At 70.7% G+C, this 1,757-nt stretch carries 2 protein-coding genes; both read right to left on the reverse strand.

Annotation, left to right across the window (positions count from 1 at the left end):
* Positions 1-659 (reverse strand): PE family protein (locus BST40_RS27980; RefSeq protein ID WP_142276851.1); only part of this gene is annotated, 659 nt, incomplete at its 3' end.
* A gap of 91 nt (positions 660-750) precedes the next feature.
* Positions 751-1,593 (reverse strand): ribonuclease Z, encoded by an 843-nt coding sequence (locus BST40_RS27985; RefSeq protein ID WP_075545210.1) that lies wholly within the window; start codon positions 1,591-1,593, stop codon positions 751-753.
* Between the last annotated feature and the right edge of the window lie 164 nt (positions 1,594-1,757).

Consider the following 1,757-nt stretch of genomic DNA (forward strand, 5'->3'; position numbering starts at 1 on the left):
TTGCCATACAGCAGGCCGCCCAACCCGCCGTTGCCGCCGCTGCCCGCGAACCCGGCACCGACGGCCGCGCCGCCGGTGCCCCCGGCGCCGCCGCCGCCGATCAGGAAGGCGTTGCCACCCAGCCCGCCGCTGCCTCCGGTGCCTCCGGTGCCGCCGGTGCCGCCGTTACCGATGAGGCCGGCGGCCCCGCCGTTGCCGCCGGCGACGCCGGCCAGCGCGCTGTTGCCACCCCGGCCGCCGTTGCCATAGAGCAGTCCGCCCGGCCCGCCGGGCTGACCTATTCCGCCGACGGTCCCGCCGTCGGCGCCGTTGCCGATCCACGGGCGGCCGAACAGCGCCAGGGCGGGCGCGTTGATCAGATCGAGCAGGTTCTGGGCGCTGGCGGCCTCGGCACCGGCGTAGGCCGCCCCGCCGGCGGACAGGGCCTGCACTAGCCGGTCGTGAAACGCCGCCATCTGGGCGCTGATGCCCTGATAGCCCTGAGCCTGAGCCGCGAAGAACGCCGCGACGGCCGCTGACACCTGGTCGGCGGCGGCCGCCGGCACGCCGGCCGTCATGGCCGCCGCGTTGACGTTGGCCTGGCCGATCGTCGAACCGATTCCGGCCAATTCGGTGGCCGCCGCAGCGATTGCCGCCGGACCTGCGATCACATACGACATGGCGCACCTCTGAGATCGAGCGAGATCAAGAGCACTGGTCGGAGACTGGATCGTATCGCGGTGCGAGCCCAAGTCCGTGCATTACGGCCCGTTATTGCCGGGGGTGCACCTCGACTCGGTGCAGATCGTCGCCGAGCTCGATCGCTCCGCTGAACTCGGTCGCGGCCAAAGCCCGCCACTGGTCCTCCTGGCCTGCCACGATGGCCGGCACGTAGTGTGTCATCACCAGGGTCCCCACCCCGGCGCGGTTCGCGGTTGCCGCCGCCTCCTGCACCGACGAGTGATAATCGCAGACATCTTTGACCCGCTGCTGCGGGACATGGGAGAGGATGTCCTTTCGAATAACGGTGTGCACCAAGGCATCTGCGCCGGTGGCCAGCTCGTCCAGGCTGGCGCACGGCACGGTGTCGCCGGCCAACACCACCGAGGCGCCGCCGGATTCGATCCGGAACCCGATCGTCGGCGCCACCGGCCGGTGATCGGTGGGCGCCACCCGGATCGTCACTCCTTCGCGGTCCCACACGGTGGCGTCGGTGTATTCGTGGACCTCGACCGGCGGCGGTGCGTTGAGATCGGCGTGGTGGGCGATGCGGTAGCCGATGTCGTGCCCGAAGGCCCGCAGCGTCGCCGCCACCACCTCGGCGGTGCCCGGCGGCCCGATGATCTGCAGCGGCGGGGGAGCGGGAGCGAAGTTGGTGACCCAATTGGTGATGATCACGTCGCCGAGATCGGCGATGTGGTCGCTGTGCAGATGAGTGAGCAGCAGCGCCGACAAACCGGCGGCGCCCACGCCGACAGCGGCCGCGCGCTGCAGAACACCGCGCCCGCAATCGATCAAGAACACCTGCCCGCCGGCCCGCACCAAGGTGGCCGGCCCGGCGCGGTTCGGGTCGGGAATGGGGCTGCCGGTGCCCAGCAAGGTGATCTCGATCATGGCGACATCCTTACCAGCCGGGGCCCGTGCGCTGCGGCGCAACCCGGCGATTCGCGCGGCGGGCCACCGTCGTGTTGGGGTGGCGGCCGTGATGCCTCACGTCAATATGCCCGCGAAAATTAGTCGATGCCTCACGTAGGAATGCCCGCGAAATATGGTGGTTC

This window comes from Mycobacterium persicum (assembly GCF_002086675.1).
Lineage (GTDB): Bacteria > Actinomycetota > Actinomycetes > Mycobacteriales > Mycobacteriaceae > Mycobacterium > Mycobacterium persicum.

Bases quoted from the DNA above. Each gene is read 5' to 3' on its own strand.
- BST40_RS27985 (WP_075545210.1), bottom strand. From the start codon at position 1,593: ATGATCGAGATCACCTTGCTGGGCACCGGCAGCCCCATTCCCGACCCG.